Source organism: Streptomyces sp. NPDC019396, from assembly GCF_040632375.1.
Classification (GTDB): domain Bacteria; phylum Actinomycetota; class Actinomycetes; order Streptomycetales; family Streptomycetaceae; genus Streptomyces.
On sequence record NZ_JBEYBS010000005.1, the window covers coordinates 163972 to 186324 of the forward strand.

Consider the following 22353-nt stretch of genomic DNA (forward strand, 5'->3'; position numbering starts at 1 on the left):
GATGCACGTCTGCCGTGAGAGAGCGTCACGCTGGAACGCCGAGGCGGAGTGTCGTACCCGTGTGCGACACTCCGCTTCATGCTGGGTGTGACAGATCTGCCGACGTACCTCGTGGGCGTGGTGCTGATCGTGCTGCTGCCGGGGCCGAACTCGCTGTACGTGCTCTCGGTGGCGGCACGCCGTGGAGTCCGGGCGGGGTATACGGCCGCGGCCGGTGTGTGGTGCGGGGACACGGTGCTGATGACGCTGTCCGCGGCCGGGGTCGCCTCGCTGCTCCAGGCCAACGCGGTGCTCTTCGGCATAGTGAAGTACGCGGGCGCGGGCTATCTGGCCTGGCTGGCGATCGGGATGATGCGGGCCGCCTGGGGGCTGTGGCGCACCCGGCGTGAGCGGGTGCTGGAGGACGGCGGGCCCGGTGATCCGCCCCAGGGCGAGCGGCCGTTCCGGCGGGCGATGGTGGTCAGCCTGTTCAATCCCAAGGCGATCCTCTTCTTCGTCGCCTTCTTCGTGCAGTTCGTGGATCCCGGCTACGCGTACCCGGCGCTCTCCTTCCTTGTGCTCGGCATGTTCGCCCAGGTGGCGAGCTGTCTGTACCTGACGCTGCTGATATTCGGAGGCACGCACCTGGCATCCGCCTTCCGCCGTCGCAGGCGGCTCTCGGCGGGGGCCACGTCCGCCGTCGGGGTGCTGTTCCTCGGCTTCGCGGCGAAGCTGTCGCTCAGCAGTGCCTGAAGGTCATGAGTGCCTCGGCGCCCATGACAGTCGCCAGGTAGTCCTGGAGCCCCCTGGCGTCCTCGCCCGCCCAGCCGACGTAGCCGTCGGGGCGCACCAGGAAGAGGCCTCTGCCGTACGCCTCGTATGTCTCGTGCGGCGCTGTCCGCAGGGTGCTGACGGCGCCAGGGAGCCCCTGGGGGCCGAGTGCGTCCGTGTCCACCGCCAGCAGGGTGAAGTGCGGACCGCGGAAGGCGTCGAACAGCCGGGTGCCGTCTGCGCGGCGGCGGCCGTCGGGGGCGCGGTCGCCCGCCGTCAGGGCACCCGCGGCCGAGCTGGCGGGTGCTGCAGCAGCGCATCGGGCGCTCTGTGGCGCAGCACCTGGCCCAGCTTCCAGCCCAGGTTGTAGGCGTCCTGGCGCTGGTGTTGAGGCCCTGGCCACCGGCGGGGGAGTGGACACGGGCGGCATCCCCGGCCAGGAAGACCCGGCCGTCGCGGAACCGCTCGGCGAGCGCCCGCGAGCGGACGGAAGTCCGATGCCCAGCGCACCTCTGTCACCTGGTTCGCCGTCAGATGGGTGCGGTTCGCGACCAGGGCGCGTACGCCGTCGGTGCCGAGCTCTTCGCCCACCACGACGAGGGCTTCGAGCTGGGACTGGCCGCCGTGGTGGCGGGCATCGGGCAGCTGACGCCGACCGCGCGGACCGCCCCGGCCAGGAGCTAGAAGCGCGCCGCCTGCCCGGACAGAACCCGGAACAGGACCCGCGTCCTGCGTGCCACCTTGCGGAGCGTCCCGTTCGCCCGTGCCCTGCGCGCCATCCTGCGCACCGCCGCATGGCGCGGCACCGGGATGCCGCCCGGCAGGCCGAGCAGCGTCAGCCGGCGGCGCGTGAAGTAGCGCCGGGTCTCCGGGGACAGCCGCGCCGACAGATAGCCCTCGGCGGCCGACCGGAGATCGGACCTGACCTGCGGCTGCATCGCAAAGCCCACCGCCTGGACCAGCCCGGAAAGCCGCTCGTCGACCGGCGCCGGAGCGCCCGCGGTGCCCCGCTCCAGATCGGGCACCAGCGCGTCGGCGATCGTGACGGGCACCCGGTTGCTGTTCTGGTAGGGGGACAGCCGGGCGAGCAGCATCTCAGTGCCGACCCGCGCGACCGGGATGCCGTAGAACGTGCCCGCCGTGAGCAGCCCGGTGGAGAAGCAGCCCACCACCAGCCCGGGCTTCAGCCGCTGGTACAGCACCTCGGCAAGGCAGGGTTCCTCCCATATGGTCAGCTCCGCGCCGAGCCGTTCCGCCTCCCGTTCCAGAGCCCGGGACCAGGCCGAAGGCGCCACCGGGTGCGGCTTGAAGACGAGGTGGCGGTGGCCGAGGGCGACGGCGCCCCGGAGCATCCGCAGATGCAGCTCCTCCTCCTCGGCGGCCGTGAGGATGTCCAGAGCCGCGAGGTACTGGCCGAGCAGCAGGGCCGGGGGCGGCGCAGGAGGTTCGGCACCCGCCGACTCGGCCGACTCCGCGGCCAGCTCACCGACCACCTTGGTGAACGCGTCCACCGGCACCAGCACCGGCCGTGCGCCGAACTCCGCAAGCAGCAGCGGTTCGAGGCCCGGCACCAGATCCAGATGCAGCAGCCGCCGCACCCGACCGCCGACCAGGGGGTCGATCTTGTTGCGCGTCGGGCCGTAGCTCATCAGACCGTCCGCATACACGTCGAGCCGCGCGTCCGGGAAGAGCTGGGCGAGTGCCAGCGCCGGACTGACCTGGACGGACTCGACGGCGAGCTGGATGCGGTCATCGCCAAGGCCCCACAGCCGCCTCAGGTGCCGCTCCCACATCGGGATGTCCTCCGGGCGGGGCATCCAGCCGCCCGGATGCAGCGGGGCGATGGTCTCGTTCCAGGACAGCACCTCGTCGAAGCGGCCCCGGAGCCTTTCGAAGCCCGGCATCTCGTCCAGGGCGGGGGTCGTCTCCGGAACGGCCGAGTTGTTGCTGACCAGCAGCATCCGGCGGTCCGCGAGCGGGAAGCGGCCGCTGTCCAGCGCCGCCGCGAGGGTCACGGCTCCGTAGAGCGTGGAGGCGTAGAAGAGCTGGGTGGTACGGGGGAGGGGTGTGGTCATCAGGCGACAGCCCCCGTGGGTGCCGGCTTGGTGGGCTGCTTGCGGAGCACCGGGCTGAGCCGCTGGACGCGGCGGACACGGCGCACCCGGGACGCCCGCTCGACGTCCATCGAGCCCAGCGCCTCCCGCACGATGTCCTGGGGCATCCTGTTCAGTGCCTGCGCGCTCATCGCGCGCAATTTCCGGGCCACGGCCGGCTCGTACCTCTCCGACGATCCCAGATGATGGGAAATGAGCGCGCAATATGTGCGCACGGCTTTGGGCAACAACTGTTCGGAATCCGGATCCTCTGCCGTTTCCTCGATCACCTGGTCGAATGCTCTGATGAAATCGAGCTGACGAATATCGCCGATCTGTGTGAGTGACGAGTCGATGCCGCGCCGGTAGAAGACTCCGAGCAGACTCACCGCGGCGAAGGATTCCGCCTCACGGTGCAACCGCCAGATCCACGGCCGGTCCTCCGCCGTCCGCAGCCCGTCGGTGAAGTGCAGCAGCCCGCGGTCGAGCAGCGTGCGCCGGTAGACACCGGCCCAGGCCATCGGATAGTCGACGGAGGTGGTGCGGTCGGCGGGCAGGATCGCCTCGCGCGGCCGCAGCACCTCGTCCCTGCGGCTGACCGGGGCCCGGGTCACCCTGCGGTCGCGGCCGGTGCAGCGTACGTGGTCGGTGCGGAGGAAGTCGGTGCCGAGCCCCTCGATCGCGGCGACGAGTTCGGCGAGATAGCCGGGCGCCAGCCAGTCGTCACCGTCGAGGAAGGTGAGGAACTCACCTCGGGCCGCGTCGAGTCCGCTGTTGCGGGCGGTGGCAAGACCGCCGTTGCGCTCCTGCCGGATCAGCACCGCGCCGGGAAGTTCGCGCTCCGCGCGCTCCAGGCTCTCCCGGGTGCCGTCCGTGGAACAGTCGTCGACAAGGACGAACTCGAAGTCGGCCCGCGCGTTCGCGTGCAGACTTCTGAGGGCGTCGGACGCATACGGCAGCACGTTGTAGAACGGCACGATGACGGAGAGCTTGACCACTCACCGGACACTAAGCGCGGGGCTGTCATGCGCCCTGACTCCGGGGCGGACAGCGGGTGAACAAGGTGCGGCGGAATTGTTAACCGGTCAGGCTCCTGGGCCTTTTCCCGTTTCGGCGGCCCGCTGTTAACCATTTGTTGCTGCCCAGTTGGGCCGCCGAGCGAAATGCCTTTCTAACGTCCTCGACGTGCCATCACGTACCAGTAGCGAGACCCTGCGCGTCGCCGTGCTCGCCGACTCCGACACCCGGTGGAAGTGGGGTGCGCTCACCGCACGCCGGATCACCACGACGGGCACCGCGCTCACCGGATTCCTGCTGCGAGGCCGGGCGACACCCACCGCACGCCAGCTCGCCGAGGTCGGCGTCACGGCGGACGCCCTTCGCGAGGTGACCGGCGCCGAGTTCCTCCGGGCCGTGCGGGACGAGGGGTACGACGTGGTCGTCCTCGCTCTCGTCGGCGGCGCCGTGCAGGCCCTGCTGCACGGACTGGCCGCGCTGCGGCTGCCGCGCAGGCCGGTGCTGGTCACCGGCTATGTCGGGGTGGTCTACGAGAAGCTGGCCGACGGACTGCTGCTGAGGCATGGCGCCGATGTCGTCCTGGCCAACTCCCGCCATGACGCTGACCGATTCCGCGCGGTGTACGAGGGCGTCGGCGCCGATGCCTCGGCGGTGACCGAGGCCGCGCTGCCGTTCCTCGGTGGGGCGCCGTACCGGCGCGACGCAGGCCACGACGACCGCGAAGTGGGGCGCGACACCGTGGTGTTCGCGGCCCAGCCGTCCGTGCCGGAGACCCGGGCCGAGCGCATGTACCTGCTGTGCAGGCTCACCGAGCACGCCCGCCGGCACCCGCACCGTGAGGTGCTGCTGAAGCTGCGCTCCAAGCCCGGCGAACACACCACGCACCTGGAGGAACTCCCCTACCAGAAGCTGGCGGACAGGCTCCCCGGCGGGCTGCCGCCCAACGTCCGCCTGGTGTACGGGAACATGGGCGAGGTCCTCGACCGGACCGATCTGCTCATCACGGTCTCGTCGACGGCCGCCCTCGAAGCGCTGCACCGCCGCATCCCGACGGCGGTCCTCACCGACTTCGGCGTCCGCGAGGCACTCGGCAACCACCACTTCCTCGGCTCCGGGCTGCTCACCTCCTGGGACGCGCTCGACGGCGGCCACCTGCCCCGGCCGGACGAACGATGGCTGGACAGGCAGGGCGTCGCGGCCGACGGCGCGTACGAGAGCGCCTTCGACGCGGCGCGGGAGCGGGTCGCCGAGCTGCTCGACCGGCCGGAACTCCCGCCGGTCGACCCGTACTACACGGCTGCCACCGCGCCTGGATACCTGCCCGGCATCCTCGCCCGACACCACCTCGCCCCCGACGGCACCCCGCTGCCCGTCGCCGCCCCGGCGACCGAACCGGCCGGTGTGCGCCGGCTGGTGCGCGACGCGGTACGAGGCGCGGCGCGTGGCGCGTACCGCCACGGCGTGCAGCGCGTCGCCCCCGTCATCCGCCGCATGGGCGCGCTGTGACCCCCCTGAAGGCATCGAAGGAGCCCTCCGCCATGTCGCCGTCCACCGTTCTCGCCGTGATCCCCGCCAGGGGCGGTTCCAAAGGCGTCCCCGCGAAGAACCTGGCCCGGGTGGGCGGGGTCCCACTGGTGGCCCGGGCGGTGCGGGCCTGCCTCGGGGCGCGCCTGGTCACGCATGTCGTGGTGTCCACCGATGACGCCGCGATCGCGGACGCGGCCCGGGCCGCAGGCGCCGAAGTCGTACGGCGTCCGCTGCTCATCGCGGGAGACAAGGCCACCAGCGAGTCCGCCGTGCTGCACGCGATGGACGCCCATGCGGCGGTCCATGGCCGCCCGATCGCCGTGGCGCTGCACGTCCAGTGCACCAGCCCCTTCCTGACCAGCGAGGACGTGGACGGTGTCGCGTCGGCGGTGATCGTGGGAGGCGCGGACACGGCCGTCACGGTCGCGCCCTTCCACGGCTTCGTCTGGCGCCGCACCGGGGGAGCGGTTCAGGCACAGCCGGAGGACGGCGAGGGCGTCAACCACGACAGGTCCTGCCGCCCGCGCCGCCAGGACCGTCCCGAGGACTTCCTGGAGACCGGGGCCGCCTACGCCATGGAGGCCGCCGGCCTCCGTACCCACGGCCACCGCTTCTTCGGCCGGACCGCGCTGGTCGAGACCGACCCCGCGCGGGTACTCGAGATCGACGATCCGCATGACCTGGCCCGCGCCCGCGCGCTCGCGCCGCTGCTCGACCCGGCGCCCCTGCCGACCCGCGCGGACGTCGACGCCGTGGTCCTCGACTTCGACGGCACCCAGACCGACGACCGCGTACTGATCGACGCGGACGGCCGTGAACTCGTCGCCGTGCACCGGGGGGACGGTCTCGGTGTCGCCGCGCTACGCCGCGCGGGCCTCAAGCTGCTGATCCTCTCCACCGAGCAGAACCCCGTGGTCGCCGCACGCGCCCGGAAGCTCAACATCCCCGTGCTGCACGGCGTCGACCGCAAGGACCTCGCACTCAAGGAGTGGTGCGAGGAGCAGTCGATCCCGCCCGAGCGGGTCCTCTACGCCGGAAACGACGTCAACGACCTGCCCTGCTTCGGGCTCGCCGGCTGGCCCGTGGCCGTCGCGAGCGCCCACGAATCCGTACGGGCCGCCGCCCGCGCGGTCACCACCACACCGGGTGGCGCCGGCGCCATCCGTGAGATCGCCGCCTGGCTCCTCGGCCCCGGCCTCACCGACACCTCCTCCCCCGACACCCCGAGCACCCCTGCCTCCACGCTCAACAACCCGATCCCGTAAGGAACCCCGCATGAACTCCCGTCTGCGCGTCCTCGGCGGCAAGATCGCCGGCCCCGGCCACCCCGTCTACATCACCGGCGAGATCGGTATCAATCACAACGGCGACCTGGAGAACGCCTTCGCGCTCATCGACGCGGCCGCCGACGCCGGCTGTGACGCGGTCAAGTTCCAGAAGCGCACCCCGGAGATCTGCACCCCGCGCGACCAGTGGGACATCGAGCGCGACACCCCCTGGGGCCGGATGACGTACATCGACTACCGGCACCGCGTCGAGTTCGGTGAGGACGAGTACGGCGCCATCGCCGAGCACTGCGCGAAGCGCGGTATCGACTGGTTCGCCTCCCCGTGGGACGCCGAAGCCGTCGCGTTCCTCGAGAAGTTCGACGTACCGGCCCACAAGGTCGCTTCCGCCTCGCTCACGGACGACGACCTGCTGCGCGCCCTGCGTGCCACCGGCAGGACGGTCATCCTGTCCACCGGGATGTCGACGCCGAAGCAGATCCGGCACGCCGTCGAGGTGCTCGGAAGCGACAGCATCCTGCTCTGCCACGCCACCTCGACCTATCCGTCCAAGGCCGAGGAGCTCAACCTGCGTGTGATCAACACCCTGATGCGGGAGTACCCGAACGTCCCGATCGGCTACTCCGGCCACGAGACCGGTCTCCAGACCACGCTGGCGGCCGTGGCACTCGGCGCCGCGTTCGTGGAGCGTCACATCACCCTCGACCGCGCCATGTGGGGCTCCGACCAGGCCGCGTCCGTCGAGCCCGGTGGTCTCCAGCGCCTGGTCCGCGACATCCGCACCATCGAGACTGCTCTCGGTGACGGGGTCAAGAAGGTGTACGAGTCCGAGCTCGCCCCGATGAAGAAGCTGCGACGCTTCACGGGCGTCGTCGCCGAGACCGAGCAGGCCGGCGGCGCCGAGCAGGCCGGCCGGTCCCACCAGCTCGAAACGGTCGCGGTCTGACGACCATGGACCTCGCCTTCGTCGAGAGCCCGGTCCAGCTCCTGAACGTCCTGGAGTGGGCCCACACCAGGACGTCCGGCCTGCTGCACGGCATTCCGGCGCAGCCGAAAGGACCGGGCTCGGCCGGAAGCGGCGGGACGGCACACGCGCTCACCGTGGTCGTGCTGTCCCCCACCGACCCCATGTCGCGCGGTCAGCTGCGCCGGATGGCGGAGCTCGCCCGCGACGAAGGCGTCACGGTCCGCTGGCAGGAGGCGCGCGCTCCGGGAGCCGGCGCGCCCCTGCGCACGGTCCGGGAACTGGCGCCCCTGCTGCGCGGGGCGCGGCGGGTCGTCGTGGGCGATCCCTTCTCGCGCTATGTGCAGCTGCTGCTGACCCTGGTGGGCACCAAGGACCTGACGGTCGTGGACGACGGCACCGCCACCATGGAGTACGTCGCCCAGGTGGCCAGGGGCGAGCGCCTGGTGCGCTGGCACCGCCGCGGGCGGCGGGGGGCGCGAGAGCTGGCGCTGGCGCCGGTCTCCGCCGTCGCGCGCCGCAGGCTCTCGCCGTCGACCGCCCGCGAGGTCGAGGTGTTCACCGCGATGCCCGTGGACCCACCGGAGGGGATCCGGGTGAGAGCCAACGCCTTCGCCTGGACCCGCACCCGTTTCGGCCCGCCGCGCCTTACCCGGGGTGCCGACCTGGTCGGCACCTCGCTGGTGGAGACGGGCGTGGTCGACCCGGGACGGTACGAGGAGGCCGTCGCCGCGCTCGCGGCGCGGCACGGGGCCACCCGCTACTTCGCCCACCGCCGCGAGAGCACCGGGAAGCTGCGCCGGCTCGCCGCCCGCACCGGCCTGGAGATCGTGCGCCCGGATCTGCCGCTGGAGCTGATCGCACGGCGCGGCCCGATCGGACGTACGGTCCTGAGCTTTCCCTCGACCGTCGTGCACACCCTGCCGCTGGCCCTCGCGGGTACGGACGTGGCGGTCGCGGCATGCGACATTCCGCCCGAGTGGCTCAGGGAGACCGCCTCACCGCGCGCCCAGGGCTTTCTCGCGGGAGTCACGGGCACCGCCCGTGGTGTGCACCGCATCGGGGCCCCTGCCTGACGGGCCCGGCGACACCGGGCACGTGTGCCTGGTGTCCACATCGCGGGCCGCACGATGCCGAATCGCGTGAGCTTACCCACACGGGGGGACGGCTATGCGTCGCCAGGCGTGGTTTCTTTCCCCTATCGGCTGAACTTTTGTTGATCTCGAGTTAGTTGGGACGCGAGCTGGCCTACCCTTCAACGGGTGAGCCAGTTGATGTCCCGTGACCCTGATGCCGACCTGACCGGCGCAGTCCGACTGCCCGGCACACTGCCCGACGCCCTGCGCACGGAACTGATCCACTTCCGCCGGGACCTGCACATGCACCCGGAGCTGGGGAACCAGGAGTTCCGTACCACCGCCGCGATCAAGGCGCGGCTCGAGGCGGCGGGGCTGCGGCCCCAGGTGCTGGCGACCGGCACGGGACTCATCTGCGACGTGGGCACCTGGGACGGTGTCCGCCCCATGCTCGCCCTGCGCGCCGACATCGACGCCCTGCCCATCCCGGACACCAAGGCCGGGGTCCCGTACCGCTCGACCGTCCCGGACCGCGCCCACGCCTGCGGCCACGACGTGCACACCACCGCCGTGCTCGGTGCCGGTCTCGTACTCGCCGAGCTCGACCGGCAGGGCCTGCTGCCCCATCCCGTGCGGCTGCTCTTCCAGCCCGCCGAGGAGGTGCTCCCGGGTGGCGCCGCCGACGCGATCGCGTCCGGGGCGCTGGACGGGGTCGGCGGGATCATCGCGGTGCACTGCGACCCCCGGGTCGACGCGGGCCGGATCGGGCTGCGGGTCGGGCCCATCACCTCCGCCTGCGACCGGCTGGAGGTCACCCTCGACGGACCGGGCGGCCACACCGCCCGTCCGCACCTCACCACGGACCTGGTCACCGCGGCGGCGAAGGTCGTCACCGAGGTTCCCGCGGTGCTGGCCCGACGCGTCGACGCCCGCGCCGGCCTCGCCCTGACCTGGGGGCGTATCGAATCCGGCCACGCCTGCAATGTCATCCCGCAGCACGCGGAGCTGGCCGGCACCGTGCGCTGCCTGGACCTGCACGCCTGGCGGGACGCCCCCGACCTGGTGCACGCGGCGATCGACGAGGTGGCCACGCTGCACCGGGCCAAGTCGCAGATCAACTACATCCGCGGGGTGCCCCCCGTGGTCAACGACCCCGTGGTGACCGAGCTGCTGCACGATGCCCATGCCGCGCGCCGGGGCGTGTCGGCGATCGAGGACACCGAGCAGAGCCTCGGCGGCGAGGACTTCTCCTGGTATCTGGAGCATGTGCCGGGCGCGATGGCCCGGCTCGGGGTGCGCCCGCCGGGGTCCGCTGCCAGGCTTGACCTGCACAGGGGGGATTTCGATGTGGACGAGGAGGCGATCCGTGCGGGTGTGGAGCTGTTCACGGCCGCTGCCCTGCTCGACGCACGGCGGTCCTAGGGCGTGTTTCGAAAGTCCCGCCTGCCCCGCGACGCCTGGCACGCACGCTCGCAGCGTTGTCGGAATCGCCCAAGTACGCCCAGTACGAGGGCGACCCTCCGCCTTGCGATCGCACGCACCAGACGCCGCGGTGCCCGCCCTTCGGGCGGACGGCGCTACTTTCGAAACACGCCCTAGGTCCTGTCCGGGCGGTCCTGGCCCCCGCTCGCGGGGTGAGCTGCCGGGTGGTGCGTGCCACAGGAAACGCGCAGGTCTCCCTGTGCTTCGACAAGGCTGCACGGGGCGTCATCCCGCCCAGTTTTCGGACACCGTTCGTAACCGGACAGTTCATCTGAGGTTCGTCCTACGCGACGATCCGATAACGGCTGTCGAACACGTCTTTACCTGACATCTACGCGCGTTACGATCGCGGAAAACCAGCGCCGGAAGTGGCGCTTTCGGTCAGGTTTAGAAGGAGCCTCCCAGTGCGCCGGATCACCAGGATCGCCACCGTGGGCATCGCGTCCGCGGCTCTTGCACTGTCCGCCACCGCGTGTGGCGGCAAGAAGTCGTCCGACGCGGGCGCGGACAGCGGTAGCAGCGGCAAGCAGATCAAGGCCGCTCTCGCCTACGACATCGGTGGCCGCGGCGACCAGTCGTTCAACGACGCTGCCTTCGCGGGCCTCGAGAAGGCCGAGAAGGACCTCGGCGCCAAGGGCACCGAGGCCGAGCCCAGCGAGGGCGAGGGCGACCCCGACAAGGTCCAGCGCCTGACCGCGCTCGCCCGCGCCGGCAACAACCCGGTGATCGGTGTCGGCTTCGCGTATGCCACGGCCATCGCCGAGGTCGCCCCGAAGTTCCCGAAGACCACCTTCGGCCTGATCGACGACACCTCGAAGACCGGCAAGAACATCGCCAACCTGGTCTTCAACGAGGAGCAGGGCTCGTACCTGGCCGGCGTCGCCGCCGCCAAGGTCACCAAGTCCAACACCGTCGGCTTCATCGGTGGCGTCGAGACCCCGCTGATCAAGAAGTTCGAGGCGGGCTTCGTCCAGGGCGTCAAGGACACCAAGAAGGGCGTCAACGTCAAGGTCCAGTACCTGACGCAGCCGCCGGACTTCGGTGGCTTCTCCAAGCCCGACCTGGGCAAGGCCGCGGCTGAGGGCCAGATCGACGCGGGCGCCGACGTGGTCTACGCCGCCGCCGGTCTCGCCGGCTCCGGCTCGATCGAGGCCGCCGCCAAGGCCAAGAAGTGGGCCGTCGGCGTCGACTCCGACCAGTACAGCCAGAAGGGCCTGTCGGCCTACAAGGAGCACATCCTCACCTCGGTGACCAAGGACGTCTCCGGCGCCGTCTACAACCTGATCAAGTCGGTCAAGGACGGCAAGCCGCAGTCCGGCGAGATCCGCTACGGCCTCGACAAGGACGGCGTGGGCCTGGCCACCTCGAACCCGGCCTACACCAAGCTGTCCGATGTGACCGCCGCCGTCGAGAAGGCGAAGGCCGACATCATCGCCGGTAAGATCACGGTCAAGACCGCTCCGTAACGAGCGGCTCTGACCTTGGGGCCCCAAAACCCCGGTCCGATGGGTCCGGAGAGTGCTGGAGACAGCACTCTCCGGACCCCGGATCAGGTTCTGGCCAAGGCTTTTTGCTCTTTGGTACTGCTACGCGCGTAGAACACTCTCCGGCGCGATAATTTCGCTCCACCCCCTGCTCGCGACAGCCTCCTTGCCCTGCCCGCTCCCTCTCTCGCCAAGGAGAGTGCGTCATCAACGCGTCCAGTCCGTCAACGCCGCCGGCTGTAGAACTGCGCGGCATCACCAAGCGCTTCCCCGGCGTCGTCGCCAACCACGACATCGACATCACGATCCGCAAGGGCACGGTCCACGCTCTTGTCGGTGAGAACGGTGCCGGCAAGTCGACCCTGATGAAGATCCTCTACGGCATGCAGAAGCCGGACGAGGGCACGATCACGGTCGACGGCACCCAGGTCAGCTTCCACAGCCCTGCCGACGCCATCGCGGCCGGCATCGGCATGGTGCACCAGCACTTCATGCTGGCCGACAACCTCACGGTGCTGGAGAACGTCGTCCTCGGCGGCGAGAAGCTCTACGGCATCGGTGCCAAGGCGCGTAAGAAGATCAAGGAGATCTCGGACGCGTACGGGCTCAACGTCCGTCCCGACGTCCTGGTCGAGCAGCTCGGTGTCGCCGAGCGCCAGCGCGTGGAGATCCTCAAGGTCCTCTACCGGGGTGCCCGCACCCTGATCCTCGACGAGCCGACCGCCGTGCTCGTCCCGCAGGAGGTCGACGCGCTCTTCGACAACCTCCGCGAGCTCAAGGCCGAGGGCCTCACCGTCATCTTCATCTCCCACAAGCTGGGCGAGGTGCTGTCCGTCGCCGACGACATCACCGTCATCCGCCGTGGCACCACGGTCGGCACCGCCGACCCGCGCACCACCACGCCCAGGCAGCTCGCGGAGCTGATGGTCGGCAGCGAACTGCCCTCGCCGGAGACCCGTGAGTCCACGGTCACCGATGTGCCGATGCTCAAGGTGAACGACCTGCGGCTGGCCGAGACCGACCCCGAGGGCATCGTCCGCGAGGTCCTCGGCGGCATCAGCTTCACCATCCACAAGGGCGAGGTCATGGGCATCGCCGGTGTGGAGGGCAACGGCCAGACCGAGCTGATCGAGGCCCTGATGGGCATGCGCGACCCGGACGGCGGTGTGATCACCCTCGGCGGCGCCGACATCTCGCACGTCCCGACCCGCAAGCGCCGTGAGGACGGCATCGGCTACATCCCCGAGGACCGCCACCGGCACGGTCTGCTGCTGGAGTCCCCGCTCTGGGAGAACCGTATCCTCGGCCATGTGACCGAGCGCCCCAACAGCAAGCGGGGCGTGCTCGACCTCAAGGCCGTGCGCAAGGACACCGAGCGGATCGTGCGTGAGTACGACGTCCGCACGCCCGGTATCGAGGTCACCGCGGCCTCCCTGTCCGGCGGCAACCAGCAGAAGCTGATCGTCGGCCGCGAGATGAGTCACAACCCCAAGCTGCTCATCGCCGCCCACCCCACCCGCGGTGTGGACGTCGGCGCTCAGGCGCAGATCTGGGACCAGATCCGTGAGGCCCGTCGTGAAGGCCTGGCGGTGCTGCTGATCTCCGCCGACCTGGACGAGCTCATCGGGCTCTCCGACACCCTGCGGGTGATGTACCGCGGCCGTCTGGTCGCGGACGCCGACCCCGCCACGATCACTCCGGAGGAGCTGGGCTCGGCCATGACCGGCGCTGCCACCGGCCACCTTGAGCACGACGAGAACGGTGAGGGCCGATGAAGAAGTTCGACAAGGACCGGCTGCTCCTGGGCATCGCCGGGCCGGCGCTCGCCCTGGTCGTGGCCTTCCTGCTGACCACGGTGGTGCTGGTGGTCTCGGGCCTCGACCCCTTCCAGCCGTACGCGCTGATGGTCGACCAGATCGAGTACACCGATGTGCAGGTCCTGGTCCTCAACCAGACCGGCATCTACTACCTCGCCGCGCTCGCCGTAGCCATCGGCTTCCGGATGAACCTCTTCAACATCGGCGTCGACGGCCAGTACCGCCTCGCGGTCATGATGGCGGCCGTCGTCGGTGCGGCGGTGGACCTGCCCGGTCCGCTGCACATCCTGCTGATCGTGATCGTCGCGATGCTCGTCGGCGCCCTCTGGGCCGGTATCGCGGGCATCCTGAAGACCACCCGCGGGGTCAGCGAGGTCGTCTCCACGATCATGCTGAACGCCATCGCGACCAGCCTGATCGCCTGGATGATCCTGCCCGCCAACTTCGGTGTGCAGGAGAAGGGCTCCAACGACCTGACCACCGGCATGATCGCCGAGTCCGCCTGGTTCCCGGGTCTGGAGCTCGAAGGCGGCACGGTCTACGGCTTCACGTTCATCGCCTTCGCGCTCGGCATCGTCTACTGGTTCGTGCTCAACCGCACGCGCTTCGGCTTCGACCTGCGCGCCACCGGCGCCAGCCAGTCCGCGGCCCAGGCGAGCGGTGTCAACGCCAAGAAGATGGTCATGACCGCGATGCTGATCTCCGGCGCGGTCGCGGGTCTGTCGGGCATGCCGATGCTGCTGGGCCAGACCCACACCTACAGCCTGAGCTTCCCGGTCGGTGTCGGCTTCACCGCCATCACCATCGCCCTGCTGGGCCGTAACAGCCCCCTCGGAATCTTCTTCGCCGCCCTGCTCATCGCCTTCCTGGAGAAGACGGCCGAGGGCCTCGGCCTTGAGGGCTACCCGAAGGAGATCGCGATGATCATGCAGGGTCTCATCGTGATCGCCGTCGTCGTCTCCTACGAACTCGTCCGCCAGTACGGGCTTCGCCGCCAGCAGCAGAAGGTCGGCGAGGAGCTTGCCGCTCAGGCTGCCCGTAAGAAGAAGGAGGGGGCCGCGGCATGAGCGAGTCCACCAGCACCGTCTCGGCCGCGGCGATCGCGCCGAAGAAGAACGGCGGAAGCCGCAAGCTGTCCCTGCCCGTGATCATGCTGATCATCGCGGGCGGTCTCGCGCTGTTCTCGCTGGTCCGGGTGATCAGCGGGGCCAACGACCTCACCTCCGTCGGTCAGGTCTCCGGCGCGCTCCAGCTCGCCGTGCCTATCGGTCTCGCCGGTCTCGGCGGTCTGTGGGCCGAGCGGGCCGGTGTGGTCAACATCGGCCTCGAGGGCATGATGATCCTCGGCACCTGGTTCGGCGCCTGGGCGGGCTACCAGTGGGGCCCGTGGACCGGCGTGATGCTCGGTATCGTCGGCGGCGCGATCGGCGGTCTGCTGCATGCGATCATGACGGTGACGTTCAACGTCAACCACATCGTCTCCGGTGTGGCCATCAACATCCTCGCCGTCGGTGTCACCCGCTACATCTCGGAGTTCACCTTCGCCGAGGCCGAGGGCGGCTCCTCCAAGCAGTCCCCGCGTATCGAACGGATCCCGGACATCACCGTCCCCGGGCTGTCCGACGCACTGGGCGATCTCCAGGCCAAGCACTGGTTCTTCGTGTCCGACCTCGCCGGAGTGCTCGGCGGTCTGGTCACCAACCTGTCGGTGCTGACCGTCGTCGCCATCCTCCTCGTCCCCGCGACCTGGTGGATCCTGTGGCGCACCGGCTTCGGACTGCGGCTGCGGTCCTGCGGTGAGAACCCCGTCGCCGCCGAGTCCCTCGGCGTCAACGTCTACAAGTACAAGTACATCGCCGTGATCGTCTCCGGCGGGATGGCCGGCCTCGGCGGCGCCTTCCTCGCGATCGTCTCCACGGGCATCTACCAGGAGGGCCAGACCGGTGGCCGCGGTTACATCGGTCTCGCCGCGATGATCTTCGGTAACTGGATGCCGGGCGGACTGGCGCTGGGCGCCGGGCTCTTCGGCTTCACCGACAGCCTCAAGCTGCGCGGTGGCGCGGAGAACGTCCACGCCATGCTGCTGCTGCTGGCGATCCTGCTGGTGCTGGCCTTCGCCTGGCAGCTCTACAAGAAGAAGCACTGGCAGGCCGCGATCTGCCTGGGCGTCTCCGCCCTGATGTTCGCCTGGTACGCGCTGACGAGCACGCTGCCCAGCCAGTTCGTGGACGCGGCGCCCTACGTCACCACGCTGCTGGTACTGGCGTTGTCGGCACAACGCCTGCGTATGCCAAAGGCGGACGGAATGCCCTATAAGAAGGGCCAGGGCAAGTGACCTCCGCGTCCTCCCTGGGCCACGACGCCGCCGACGCCTTCGACTGGGAGGCCCTGCGGGAGGTGGCGCGGGACGCGATGTCCCGTGCGTACGCCCCCTACTCGGGCTACCCGGTCGGAGCCGCGGCCCGCGTCGACGACGGCCGCACGGTCGCCGGGTGCAACGTCGAGAACGCCTCGTACGGGCTCGGGCTCTGCGCCGAGTGCGGCCTGGTCTCGCAGCTCCAGGCCACCGGTGGCGGCCGGCTCACGCACTTCACCTGTGTGGACGGCAACGGCGACGTACTGATGCCGTGCGGGCGCTGCCGTCAGCTGCTGTACGAGTTCGGTGGGCCCGGTCTGCTGCTGGAGACCGCCAAGGGCGTTCTCACGCTGGCCGAGATGCTGCCCCTGGCCTTCGGGCCTGAGCAGCTGGGCCCGGAGAAACTCGGTTAGACCGGCCCCTCCGCTCCCCCAAGCGGAGGGGCCGCGGCACTTCTCGACACTCTCGAAACCTCCGTACCTCTGCTTCTGTATCTCCCGCACCACCCTGGTTCGTACCGGAAGGACCCCTCAGCACATGGACGCCATCTCCGTCATCCGCACCAAGCGCGAGCGAGGCGAGCTCACCCCCGAGCAGATCGACTGGGTCATCGACGCGTACACCCGTGGCGAGGTCGCCGACGAGCAGATGTCGGCACTGGCCATGGCCATCCTGCTCAACGGTATGAACCGGGCCGAGATCGCCCGCTGGACCGCCGCGATGATCGCGTCCGGCGAGCGCATGGACTTCTCCTCGCTGTCCCGCCCGACCGCCGACAAGCACTCCACCGGCGGCGTCGGCGACAAGATCACGCTGCCGCTCGCCCCGCTCGTGGCCGCCTGCGGCGCGGCCGTGCCGCAGCTCTCCGGCCGCGGTCTGGGCCACACCGGCGGCACCCTGGACAAGCTGGAGTCCATCCCCGGCTGGCGGGCCCTGCTGTCCAACGAGGAGATGCTGAACGTCCTCGACACCACCGGCGCGGTCATCTGCGCGGCCGGTGACGGGCTCGCCCCGGCCGACAAGAAGCTCTACGCGCTGCGCGATGTCACCGGCACCGTCGAGGCCATCCCGCTGATCGCCTCCTCGATCATGTCGAAGAAGATCGCCGAGGGCACCGGTTCACTGGTCCTGGACGTCAAGGTCGGCTCCGGCGCCTTCATGAAGACCATCGAGAACGCGCGTGAGCTTGCCTCCACGATGGTGGGTCTCGGCACCGACCACGGGGTCAGGACCGTCGCCCTGCTCACCGACATGTCCACCCCGCTCGGCCTCACCGCGGGCAACGCGCTGGAGGTCCGCGAGTCCGTCGAGGTGCTCGCGGGCGGCGGCCCCCAGGACGTCATCGACCTCACCGTGGCGCTGGCCAGGGAGATGCTTGACGCGGCCGGCATCAAGGACGCCGACCCGGCGAAGGCACTCGCCGACGGCTCCGCGATGGACGTCTGGCGCCGCATGATCGCCGCTCAGGGCGGCGACCCGGACGCCGAGCTCCCCGTGGCCCGTGAGCAGCATGTGATCACCGCCCCGTCGTCGGGTGTCCTCACCCGCCTCGACGCCTACGGTGTCGGCGTCGCAGCCTGGCGTCTCGGCGCGGGCCGCGCCCGCAAGGAGGACCCGGTGCAGGCGGGCGCGGGCATCGAACTGCACGCCAAGCCCGGCGAGCCGGTGACCGCGGGCCAGCGCCTGATGACGCTGCACACGGACACCCCGGAGAAGTTCGAGTACGCCCTGGAGTCCCTGGAGGGCTCGTTCGACATCGCCTCCTCGGACACGGAGTTCACGGCGAACCCGATCGTGCTGGACCGCATCGCGTGATCTGAGGCGGGCGGGGTCGCAGCGCCCGCGGCCGCTTCGGGTGAACGGGACCGGTGGACCCCACCGGTCCCGTTCCGCGTGCTGGGGTGCTGGCCTGCTGAGGCTGAGGCACCGGCAGAGGAGACCGCCTTCAGCGGCGGGTGTCCCGCTGTCCCTCGTGCCGGACCGCAGGCACTCCGGCCGCGATGAGTTGTCGCCCCCACGCCGGTCAGATCCCGTGTGGACAGCAATCGGCAGCCCCTCGTACTGGAACTGACCGGCCGCGTCACCCCGGCCGATGTGCTGCTGCTGTGTGCCTGGCTGAAGGCCGACGCCGAGGCCTGGGGCGGGCCGGGGGAAGCCGTCTGCGACGCCGCGGGGCTCACCGTGGCCGACCTGACCGCGGTCGAGGCCATCGTCCGGCTGCGGCTCACGGCCCGGCGCCTCGGGTGGGAGCTGCGGCTGTGCAACGCCGGACCGGAGCTGATCGGGTTGCTGGAACTGGTCGGTCTGGGCGAGGCCCTCCTCAACCCTCCGCCTCCGCACTGAGCCGCTCGGGCAGCCCGAACAGCGGGAACCAGCGCTCGGTGTCCAGGAAGAAGTCCATCCCGCCGACCTTGCCCTCCCTGACCTCCAGGACGATCAGGGCCCAGGGCTCGTATCCCTCGCCCGACCGGCTCGGGTGGTACTGCGCGAAGGCCGGGGAGCCGTTGGCCACGGTCGGCAGGAGGCGGGAGCCACGGCAGGCCTCGCCGACGCCCAGCATCCAGCCGACGATGTCGTCATGACCGCGCAGCCACAGGTCGTACGGCGGCATGGACATGGTGGCGTCCTCGTGCAGCAGCGCGGTCAGCGCCTTCATGTCGTAGCCCTCGAAGGCCGCGACGTAGCGCTCCAGCAGCCGCTGCTGCTCCTCGTCCAACGGATCGGCCCGATCGGACGCCGTGGGCGACTGCTCCGCGAGGGTGGCGCGGGCACGCTGGAGGGCGCTGTTGACCGAGGCGACGGAGGTGCCCAGCAGCTCGGCGACCTCCGCCGCCTTCCAGGCCAGCACCTCCCGCAGGATGAGCACGGCACGCTGCCTGGGCGGCAGATGCTGGAGCGCCGCGACGAACGCGAGCCGGATGGACTCCCGCTCGACGGTCCGGTCGGCCGGATCGGCCACCGAAGGCAGCACCCGCCCGTCCGGCACCGGCTCCAGCCAGGTGAGCTCCGGACGGGCGTGGAGCTGGGCCTGGGCCACCGGGGTCGGCGCGGACAGGTCCATCGGGCGGGCCCGGCGACTGCCCGCGCTCTGCATGTCCAGGCAGACGTTGGTCGCGATCCGGTACAGCCAGGAGCGCAGGGAGGATCTGCCCTCGAACTTCTCGAGGCCCTTCCAGGCGCGCACCATCGTGTCCTGCACGGCGTCCTCCGCCTCGAAGGCGGAGCCCAGCATGCGGTAGCAGTAACCGGTCAGCTCCGTGCGGTATCCCTCAAGCCGGGAGTCCAGATCCTGCGTCATCAGGTCCACCCCTGTCGCCGGTCCGTACAAGATCTTCGGACGCTACAGGAGGGGGCTGACAACGGAGGTTCAGGTCCCGGGCTTGCGCCCGTACACGTGGACGTCGTCCCCGTTCTTCAGCAGGTTCCAGTACGCCTTCGCGTCCGCCGGCCGCATGTTGACGCAGCCGCCCGAGCCAGGTGGGTTGTACATGCTCTTGGTGACCGAGTGGAAGGCCTGCCCACCGTCGAAGAACTGCGAGTACGGCATCCACACCTTGTAGAGCGTCGACCAGTGCTTGATGCTGCGGTAGTAGACCTTCTTCGCCCCGGTCCTGGTCTCCGCGCCGTCCCGCCCGGTGCGTACCGGCACCGGCCCGTACTTCAGCTTCGCCCCGTCCTGTATCCAGCTGAGCTGCCGGGTGAGGTCGACACAGGCGATGCGCCCCTTGTTCGTCGGGCACGCCCCGGACTTGTTCGGGTTGGTGCCCGCGGCCCGCTGGGCGAGGATCGTGTTCATCGTGCGCCAGGTGACCGGTCCCGCGTAGCCGATCGTCGGGGTGATCGCGTGCCAGCGCTGGAACGTCTGGATCGCCTTGCAGTCGGCGGGGGACTGCCGCCCGTCGACGGGGCGGCCCATGAACTTCTCGACCTGCTTCTGGTACGGCCCTGTCGATGTGGTGCAGGACGCCGCCTGGGCGGGGGCGGCGCCGAGTGAGAGGGTCAGGGGCACCAGCAGCCCACTGATGCCCACGGCTGCGATGGTCCGTCTCCGGCCCGTTCTCGCACGCTCGGTTCCACGTTCACGTTCCACGGTTACCAACTCCCCAGTACGCGCGCTGCGGTTGCTCTGACCTATGCGACGCGTACGGGGGGCCGGCGGTTGTGGTATTTACGAACGGATTTCGGCGAACACCGGTCTCCGGCCCGGGTTCCGGCCCAGCCGCCGGCGCTGCTCGCGCTGCTGCGCGGCACGGGCCGCGTACGACCCGTACAGCGTGACCGATACGACGCCGAGCACGGCCAGCAGCCCGAGCAGCACCGTCCCGGCCCAGCCACCGGAGTGGAAGGCGATCGCCCCGAGCGTGCCGCCCGCGCTGCTGCCCAGGTAGTACGCCGACTGGTACAGCGCGGAGGCCTGGGCGCGGCCGGTCTTCGCGGTGCGGCTCACCGAGGAGGAGGCGACGGCGTGGCCGGCGAAGAAGCCCGCGGTGATCAGCACCAGGCCGGTCAGCACGGCGGTCAGCGAGTCCGCGAGCGAGAGCAGCAGACCCCCCGTCGTGGTCCCGACCGCGAGGTACAGCGCACCGCGCCGGCCGAGGCGGCCGACCAGCTTGCCCGCCGCGGCGGAGGAGACCGTACCGACCAGGTACACCAGGAAGACGGAGCCGACGATGCCCTGGGGGAGGCCGAAGGGGTCGCCGACCAGCCGGTAGCCGATCACCGTGTAGACCGCGCCGAACACGGTCATGAACAGCGCGCCGATGACGTACAGCCGCATCAGCAGCGGGTCGGACAGGTGCCCGTGTACGGTGCGCGCCAGGGTGCGCGGGTCGAGCGAGCCGGGGGTGAAGTTCCGGGCCCGCGGCAGCAGCAGACGGAAGGCCACGGCGCACACCAGTGCCATCACCCCGACCGCGGCGAGCGCCGCGCGCCAGCCCCAGAGCTGTGCGACCCAGCCGGTCACGATCCGGCCGCTCATGCCGCCGATGCTGTTGCCCGCCACGAAGAGGCCGATCGCGGCGACCAGTGCCTTCGGCCGCACTTCCTCGGCGAGATACGCCATCGCGGACGCGGGCAGACCGGCGAGTGCGGCGCCCTGGACCGCGCGCAAAGCGACCATCCACTCGAGGTTCGGTGCGAGCGGCACCAGCGCGGCGACGGCGACGGCGACCACCAGGGAGACCGTCATCAGCCGCGCCCGTCCGAAGCGCTCGGACAGCGCGCTCAGCGGCAGTACGCACAGAGCCAGTGCGGCGGTGGCCGCTGAGACCGTCCAGCTGGCCGCGCTCGCGGTCACCCCGAAGTCGGTGGAGATGGCGGGGAGCAGGGCCTGGGTGGAGTAGAGGAGGGCGAAGGTCGCGAGGCCCGCGGTGAAGAGCGCGAAGCTCATGCGGCGGTAACCGGGCAGGCCCGGGGCGAGCTGAGGGGACGGCGAGGTGAGGGCACCCACGGCCGTGGGCGCCCCGGTACTGGCGGAAGGCATGTCTCGAAGGTATGCACGCGCCTTTGATGCGTCCAATGCATGGAACGGCTTTAATCGTTCCCATGGTGCATGAATACAGGTCAGGGCATCGCGTGTCGCAGAACAGTTACGAAGAAGGCATGAGGCTGCTGCTCGCTCCGCGCCTCGCGTACTTCTCGGGAGTCGCCCGCCATGAGCATGTGACCCGTGCCTCACAGGAACTCGCCGTGCCCCAGTCCACGCTCTCGCGCGCCATGGTCCGGCTCGAAGACGACCTCGGCGTCGCGCTGTTCACCCGCAAGGGCCGTACGGTGTCGCTGACTCCCGCGGGCCGCACCTTCCTCACCGCCGTGGAGCGCGCCCTCGCCGAGGTGGAACGGGCGGCCGAGTCGGTACGCGCCGACGCCGACCCGTCCGCGGGCAAGGTCGCCTTCGGCTTCCTGCACACCATGGGCAGCGAGACCGTACCGGAGCTCATCCGCGCCTTCCGTGTCGACCATCCCCGGGTGCGTTTCACCCTCGTCCAGAACTACGGCGAGGCGATGATCGAACGCCTGCGCTCCGGGGAGCTGGACCTGTGCCTGACCTCCCCGGTGCCGGACGAGCCCGACCTCGTCGCCCGGCGCCTGGACGAGCAGCGCCTGCGGCTCGTGGTCCCCGACGAGCACCGTCTGGCATCGCGCAAGCGCATCCGGCTCGCGGAGGCGGCGGACGAGACCTTCGTGACCCTGGAGCCCGGTTACGGCCTGCGGCGTATCACCGACGCACTCTGTGCCGAGGCGGGTTTCAAACCCCGTGTCGCCTTCGAGGGCGAGGAGGCCGAAACCCTGCGCGGCCTGGTCGCCGCGGGCCTCGGCGTGGCACTGCTCCCGCCGCCCGCCGTCCCCCGCCCGGGCGTCGTCGAGCTGACGGTCACGGCCCCGCGTGCGGCACGCGAGATCGGCGTCGCCTGGCTCGACGGCCACGAGGACACGGTCCCGGTGGCCGCCTTCAAGAAGTTCTTGCTGTCGCGCAGGGGCAAGCTGCTGCCTGACTGAGCC

Annotated in this window: 20 protein-coding genes and 1 pseudogene; 15 read left to right on the forward strand and 6 right to left on the reverse strand. The window is 70.5% G+C overall.

The window, feature by feature from the left end:
* Nucleotides 1-78: 78 nt before the first annotated feature.
* Entirely contained in the window at nt 79-732 is a 654-nt protein-coding gene (gene leuE / locus ABZ532_RS07730; protein WP_361280289.1) for a leucine efflux protein LeuE, read from the forward strand.
* On the opposite strand, the pseudogene ABZ532_RS07735 reads toward leuE, so the two are convergent.
* Nucleotides 719-1332: pseudogene (locus ABZ532_RS07735) on the reverse strand (FAD-dependent monooxygenase); the annotation flags it as partial. The gene leuE and the pseudogene ABZ532_RS07735 overlap by 14 nt on opposite strands.
* Here ABZ532_RS07735 and ABZ532_RS07740 point away from each other — a divergent pair.
* Nucleotides 1285-1434, forward strand: coding sequence for a hypothetical protein (locus tag ABZ532_RS07740; protein ID WP_361280488.1), 150 nt, complete (start codon nt 1285-1287; stop codon nt 1432-1434). The pseudogene ABZ532_RS07735 and the gene ABZ532_RS07740 sit on opposite strands and share 48 nt — an antisense overlap.
* Here the strand turns inward: ABZ532_RS07740 and ABZ532_RS07745 are convergent.
* Together ABZ532_RS07745 and ABZ532_RS07750 are read right to left on the reverse strand one after the other, a co-directional pair.
* Complete coding sequence (locus ABZ532_RS07745; protein ID WP_361280290.1) at nt 1431-2825, reverse strand: polysialyltransferase family glycosyltransferase; 1395 nt, start codon at nt 2823-2825, stop codon at nt 1431-1433. The two genes, ABZ532_RS07740 and ABZ532_RS07745, sit on opposite strands and share 4 nt — an antisense overlap.
* The gene (locus tag ABZ532_RS07750; RefSeq protein WP_361280292.1) at nt 2825-3841 is read right to left on the reverse strand and encodes a glycosyltransferase family 2 protein; all 1017 of its coding nucleotides are present in this window, start codon (nt 3839-3841) and stop codon (nt 2825-2827) included. The genes ABZ532_RS07745 and ABZ532_RS07750 overlap by 1 nt, the downstream gene beginning before the upstream one ends.
* Before the next feature lie 187 nt (nt 3842-4028).
* Here ABZ532_RS07750 and ABZ532_RS07755 point away from each other — a divergent pair, with 187 nt between their 5' ends.
* The 12 genes from ABZ532_RS07755 to ABZ532_RS07810 all read left to right on the forward strand — a co-directional run bounded on the left by ABZ532_RS07755 (nt 4029) and on the right by ABZ532_RS07810 (nt 18195).
* A complete protein-coding gene (locus ABZ532_RS07755; RefSeq protein ID WP_361280293.1) occupies nt 4029-5366 on the forward strand; it encodes a DUF6716 putative glycosyltransferase in 1338 nt (445 codons plus the stop codon).
* Nucleotides 5367-5398: 32 nt separating this feature from the next.
* Nucleotides 5399-6652, forward strand: coding sequence for an acylneuraminate cytidylyltransferase (locus ABZ532_RS07760; RefSeq protein ID WP_361280295.1), 1254 nt, complete (start codon nt 5399-5401; stop codon nt 6650-6652).
* A 10-nt stretch (nt 6653-6662) separates the two neighbouring features.
* The gene (locus tag ABZ532_RS07765) at nt 6663-7619 is read left to right on the forward strand and encodes an N-acetylneuraminate synthase family protein (protein WP_361280296.1); all 957 of its coding nucleotides are present in this window, start codon (nt 6663-6665) and stop codon (nt 7617-7619) included.
* Nucleotides 7620-7624: 5 nt separating this feature from the next.
* A complete protein-coding gene (locus ABZ532_RS07770) occupies nt 7625-8713 on the forward strand; it encodes a hypothetical protein (RefSeq protein WP_361280298.1) in 1089 nt (362 codons plus the stop codon).
* A gap of 198 nt (nt 8714-8911) precedes the next feature.
* Complete coding sequence (locus ABZ532_RS07775) at nt 8912-10135, forward strand: amidohydrolase (protein ID WP_361280473.1); 1224 nt, start codon at nt 8912-8914, stop codon at nt 10133-10135.
* 464 nt (nt 10136-10599) lie between these two features.
* Nucleotides 10600-11661, forward strand: a complete 1062-nt coding sequence (locus ABZ532_RS07780) for a BMP family ABC transporter substrate-binding protein (protein WP_361280300.1) — start codon at nt 10600-10602, stop codon at nt 11659-11661.
* Between the two features lie 224 nt (nt 11662-11885).
* Nucleotides 11886-13454, forward strand: coding sequence for an ABC transporter ATP-binding protein (locus ABZ532_RS07785; protein ID WP_361280474.1), 1569 nt, complete (start codon nt 11886-11888; stop codon nt 13452-13454).
* Nucleotides 13451-14563: an ABC transporter permease gene (locus ABZ532_RS07790; RefSeq protein ID WP_361280301.1), complete on the forward strand. Its 1113-nt coding sequence runs from the start codon at nt 13451-13453 to the stop codon at nt 14561-14563. The genes ABZ532_RS07785 and ABZ532_RS07790 overlap by 4 nt, the downstream gene beginning before the upstream one ends.
* A complete protein-coding gene (locus ABZ532_RS07795) occupies nt 14560-15831 on the forward strand; it encodes an ABC transporter permease (protein WP_361280302.1) in 1272 nt (423 codons plus the stop codon). The genes ABZ532_RS07790 and ABZ532_RS07795 overlap by 4 nt, the downstream gene beginning before the upstream one ends.
* Complete coding sequence (locus tag ABZ532_RS07800; protein ID WP_361280303.1) at nt 15828-16265, forward strand: cytidine deaminase; 438 nt, start codon at nt 15828-15830, stop codon at nt 16263-16265. Before ABZ532_RS07795 ends, ABZ532_RS07800 begins: the two co-directional genes overlap by 4 nt.
* Before the next feature lie 124 nt (nt 16266-16389).
* Nucleotides 16390-17667, forward strand: a complete 1278-nt coding sequence (locus ABZ532_RS07805) for a thymidine phosphorylase (protein WP_361280304.1) — start codon at nt 16390-16392, stop codon at nt 17665-17667.
* 219 nt (nt 17668-17886) lie between these two features.
* Nucleotides 17887-18195, forward strand: a complete 309-nt coding sequence (locus ABZ532_RS07810) for an STAS domain-containing protein (protein WP_361280305.1) — start codon at nt 17887-17889, stop codon at nt 18193-18195.
* Here ABZ532_RS07810 and ABZ532_RS07815 read toward each other — a convergent pair.
* From ABZ532_RS07815 to ABZ532_RS07825, 3 genes are all read right to left on the reverse strand, one after another.
* Nucleotides 18173-19150, reverse strand: a complete 978-nt coding sequence (locus ABZ532_RS07815) for a sigma-70 family RNA polymerase sigma factor (protein ID WP_361280306.1) — start codon at nt 19148-19150, stop codon at nt 18173-18175. The two genes, ABZ532_RS07810 and ABZ532_RS07815, sit on opposite strands and share 23 nt — an antisense overlap.
* Nucleotides 19151-19219: 69 nt before the next feature.
* On the reverse strand, nt 19220-19876 hold the full coding sequence (locus ABZ532_RS07820) for a L,D-transpeptidase (RefSeq protein ID WP_361280475.1): 657 nt from the start codon (nt 19874-19876) through the stop codon (nt 19220-19222).
* A 144-nt stretch (nt 19877-20020) separates the two neighbouring features.
* The gene (locus ABZ532_RS07825; RefSeq protein WP_361280308.1) at nt 20021-21334 is read right to left on the reverse strand and encodes an MFS transporter; all 1314 of its coding nucleotides are present in this window, start codon (nt 21332-21334) and stop codon (nt 20021-20023) included.
* Between the two features lie 62 nt (nt 21335-21396).
* Here ABZ532_RS07825 and ABZ532_RS07830 point away from each other — a divergent pair, with 62 nt between their 5' ends.
* Nucleotides 21397-22350, forward strand: coding sequence for a LysR family transcriptional regulator (locus ABZ532_RS07830; RefSeq protein WP_361280309.1), 954 nt, complete (start codon nt 21397-21399; stop codon nt 22348-22350).
* The last annotated feature ends 3 nt before the right edge of the window (nt 22351-22353 follow it).